The organism is bacterium (assembly GCA_021372515.1).
Classification (GTDB): domain Bacteria; phylum Gemmatimonadota; class Glassbacteria; order GWA2-58-10; family GWA2-58-10; genus JAJFUG01.
Map to the genome: position 1 here is coordinate 1 of JAJFUG010000142.1, position 3,715 is coordinate 3,715.

The 3,715-nt window shown below is 68.5% G+C and carries 5 protein-coding genes; all 5 read left to right on the forward strand.

Translation table 11 applies throughout. From position 1 onward, the window contains the following. On the forward strand, window positions 1–526 hold a 526-nt coding region (locus tag LLH00_13470; GenBank protein MCE5272282.1), incomplete at its 5' end, for an Sb-PDE family phosphodiesterase. Between the two features lie 51 nt (window positions 527–577). After that, entirely contained in the window at window positions 578–1,066 is a 489-nt protein-coding gene (locus LLH00_13475; protein MCE5272283.1) for a tryptophan-rich sensory protein, read from the forward strand. 29 nt (window positions 1,067–1,095) lie between these two features. Then, window positions 1,096–1,995, forward strand: a complete 900-nt coding sequence (locus tag LLH00_13480) for an ROK family protein (GenBank protein ID MCE5272284.1) — start codon at window positions 1,096–1,098, stop codon at window positions 1,993–1,995. 58 nt (window positions 1,996–2,053) lie between these two features. Further along, window positions 2,054–2,665, forward strand: a complete 612-nt coding sequence (locus tag LLH00_13485; GenBank protein MCE5272285.1) for a hypothetical protein — start codon at window positions 2,054–2,056, stop codon at window positions 2,663–2,665. Between the two features lie 60 nt (window positions 2,666–2,725). Further along, window positions 2,726–3,715 (forward strand): hypothetical protein (locus tag LLH00_13490; protein ID MCE5272286.1); only part of this gene is annotated, 990 nt, incomplete at its 3' end.

Consider the following 3,715-nt stretch of genomic DNA (forward strand, 5'->3'; position numbering starts at 1 on the left):
CCTGACCATGCTGGGCAACTCGGATGTACACGACCCGGTGTTCATGGAGTACGACCCCTACGGCGGCGACCGCCGCACCGTGACCCTGGTGTTCGCCACCGAAAACAGCGAGAACGCGATTCGCGAAGCCCTGTTCGCCCACCGCACCGCGGTGCTCTGCCGGGATACGCTCTACGGGGTGGAGAGTCAGCTCCGTCCGCTGTACGAAGCCTCCTTCGAGCTGGTCAACCCGGAGCTGACAATCACCGGCAAGGGCACGGCCCTGCTCCAGGTGCGAAACCTCAGCGACCTGCCGTTCCACCTGGCCGCGACCGACAGCCTGACCGAGCTGCATTTCCCGCCCACCGTGACCCTGGAGCCACGCGCGGTGGTGTGCCTGAGCCTGTCCGCACGGGCCGACAGCCTGAGCGGTGTGCGCCAGATCCGCCTGCCCTATGTGGTGCGCAACGTGCACCCCGCGCCGGGCGTGCCGCTGAACGCACCGCTGACCGTAAAAGTCACTTTCATCCCGGCGGCAAAGAAATGACCGCGCTGCCGTAGTTGTGTTCCGGCGCCGGTTCCAGCGGGGAGAAGCGCCATGTTCGGCCTATCGACCGTTGATTCGTTCAGGCTGCTGCTCAGCCTGTTCCTTTGCCTGGGGGCGGGTGTTATCGGCTCGCTGTTCACCCGCCCGGCCATCCCGGTATGGTACCAGGGCCTCAAAAAGCCGAGTCTCACCCCGCCGGGCTGGGTGTTCGCCCCGGTCTGGGTGACATTGTACCTGCTGATGGGGCTGGCGCTCTTTCTGATCTGGCGCAAAGGGATCTCGACCGGGGGGGTGCGGCCGGCCCTGGCCGCTTTCGCGCTGCAACTGGCGCTCAACGCCGCCTGGAGCGGCCTGTTTTTCGGCCTGCGCTCGACACGCGCCGGCCTGACCGGGATAGCCCTGCTCTGGGTGGCCCTGGCACTGACCATCTACCTTTTCCTGCAACTTGACCCGGTCGCGGCGGCTCTCCTTCTGCCCTACCTGCTCTGGGTCAGTTTCGCCGCCCGGCTCACCTGGGGCCTCTGGCGGCTCAACCGCTGAGAGCGCCAACAGCACGGACAGGCGGGGCGATGACGAGACAGGAAAGCCCGTTCTGCGGGGTGATCGATATCGGCGGGACCAAGACTGTCTGCGCGGTGTTCGGGCCGGAGGGAGCCCCACTGGGGCTGACCCGGGCGCCGACCAACGCCACCGCCGAGCCGGAGATGCTGCTGGACTGGATCGCCCGGACTTTCCGGCGCGCGGTGGAGGCCTCGGGAGTGGACCCGAAGCTTATCCATCGAGTCGGAGTGGGTGTGCCCACCACCCTGGACTACGCGAGCGGCCGGATCGACGCCTCGCCCAACCTGCCCACCCTGAGCGATTTCCCCTTGGCCGCGGGCCTGGCCGGGCGGCTCGGGGCACAGGTGACTCTGGAGAACGACGCCGGCTGTTTCGCGCTGGGCGAGGCTGCGGTCGGCGCGGCGACCGGGGCGCGCGACTGCTGCGGGGTCACCCTGGGAACGGGGTTCGGACTGGGAGTGATCGTAGACGGCTGCCTGCGGCGCGGGGCGCATGGCGCCGCAGGAGAACTCTGGCGCTGCCCGTTCGAGGGGGATATCTTCGAAAACCGGGTCTCCGGCACGGCCGTCTCCCGGCTCTACCGTGAGTTGAGCGGCGCGGAGCTGGACGGTGCAGCGGTGGCGGCCCGGGCGCGCGAGGCTGAGCCCGCCGCGTGCGAGGTGTTCCGCTCTTTCGGCGCGGACCTGGGGATCGGCCTTTCCTGGCTGATCAACCTGATAGACCCGCAGGTGGTGGTGCTGGGCGGCTCAGCCGCGGAATCCTGGGACCTGTTCAGCGACACCATGCACGAGGTGGTGGAGCGCCATCGGGTCAGGCGCAACCGCACCCGGATAGTCCGCTCCGCCCTGGGCGAGGCCGCCGTGCTCTACGGCGCGGCCAGCCTGGTCCGCAGGCAGCAATGCACCTGAAAAACGAATTCACCGTGAACGGTCCGGAGATGATCCGGACAACGATATGAGAGAGGGGATGATGGAAGACATTCTCAGCCTCGCCGAATCGAAACGCCTGCGCGCGCTGAGGCTCCTGGAGCGCCTGGAGCTGTTCGACCTCTGGCGCAAACACGGCGAGCCGGTGCTGGTCGGCGCGGTGCGCTACGGGATGGTTGGCGCGCTGGACATCGACATGGAGGTCTACTCCGAGCGGCCGGAGATGCGGCATGGTTTCGAGGTGATGGCCCAGGCCGCCGTGCGGCCCGAGGTGCAAGAGGTGCACTTTGTCAACGCACTGGAAACCCCGGACCGCGGGCTGTATTGGAGCCTGAAAGTCCGCGACGCGGAGGGCGAGAGCTGGAAAATCGACTGCTGGCACGTGGCCCACGACCATCCGGACGCCCACTGGGCCGAGCGTTTCGCCGACGCGGTGACGCGGGTGCTGACCGATGAGACCCGCCGAGCGATCCTGGCGCTCAAGGCTGAGTTGCGCGGCACGGAGGGAGTGCGCGGGGTGGACCTCTGCCGCGCCGTGCTCGGGGCCGGGGTGCGGGACAGCGCGCAGTTCAGGCGCTGGTTCGCCGCGAACCCGCCCGGCCCGGGCATGCTCTACTGGCTGCCGGGAACCCATCACAGCCGCTGGAGCTGAATTGACCCTCGGCCGCCCGACCTCCCCGGGCCGGCCTCGAACACCTGAACCGGAGAGAGCATGAAAAAATATTTTACAGCGGCCTTGATCCTGGTCCTGTCCCTGGGCTGTTCCCACGGCTCGCTGAGCCTCTGGCCGCAGTCGTACCTGGCGCCCCTGGACCGCGCGGCCACACCGCCAGCCAAGCCGGAGGCGGCGCTCAGCCTGCGGGTCACGCCCGGTGAGTACGAGCCTGCGGTGTGCGCCCTGCGCTCGCCCGGCGGCGGCAGCGCCGGGGTGAGCCTGGTCCCGGCCGCCCAGGGCCAGGGACTCCCCGCAGAATGGTGCGAGCTGAGCACTGTGGTCAGCCGGGCCGACAGCACGCCGCTCAACCGCCTGGCGCCCCTGGACGGCCCGCTGGCAGTGGGTCCCGACACCACACGCTTCATCTGGCTGACCGTGCACCCGCCCGAGGACGCCCCGGCCGGGACCTACAACGCCACCCTGCGCGTGGAGTGCGGCCCGGCCACGTCCGAGCTGCCCGTTGTCTGCGAGGTCCTGCCGTTCAAGCTCAGCCAGTCACCGCTCACGGCCGGGGTGTTCATGGCCTCCACCGACCTTCCCACCCCCTGGTACGCGGACATGAAAGAGCACGGTCTGGACGCGGTCCAGATGTTCTGGGGCAACACCGGGATCGAGGTGCGGAACGTGGACGGCAAGCTCGTGCTCGATTTCACCGGCCAGGACAGCCTGATGGCGCACCTGGATGCCGCGGGCATGGACGGGCCGGTGGTGATAAGCCTGGGCAACGACCACTCCCTGCACTATGAGACCGCCCTGGCCCGGGCGTTCGGCCTGCCGGTGGACACCAGCGCGGTGATCGACGGCAAGGCGATAGTCGGCCCGCCGGTGAGCCCCAAGCTGGATGAGCTGTTCATGGAGGGCCTGCGCCAGATACGCACGCACTGGGATGAGCGCGGCTGGCGACAGGAACTGGTGGTGCTGATCTACGACGAACCCACCGAGAGGCTCCTGGAGCGCTGCAAGAACCGCTACGACCTGCTCAAGAAA

Bases quoted from the DNA above. Each gene is read 5' to 3' on its own strand.
- LLH00_13475 (MCE5272283.1), top strand. From the start codon at position 578: ATGTTCGGCCTATCGACCGTTGATTCGTTCAGGCTGCTGCTCAGCCTG.
- LLH00_13480 (MCE5272284.1), top strand. From the start codon at position 1,096: ATGACGAGACAGGAAAGCCCGTTCTGCGGGGTGATCGATATCGGCGGG.
- LLH00_13485 (MCE5272285.1), top strand. From the start codon at position 2,054: ATGATGGAAGACATTCTCAGCCTCGCCGAATCGAAACGCCTGCGCGCG.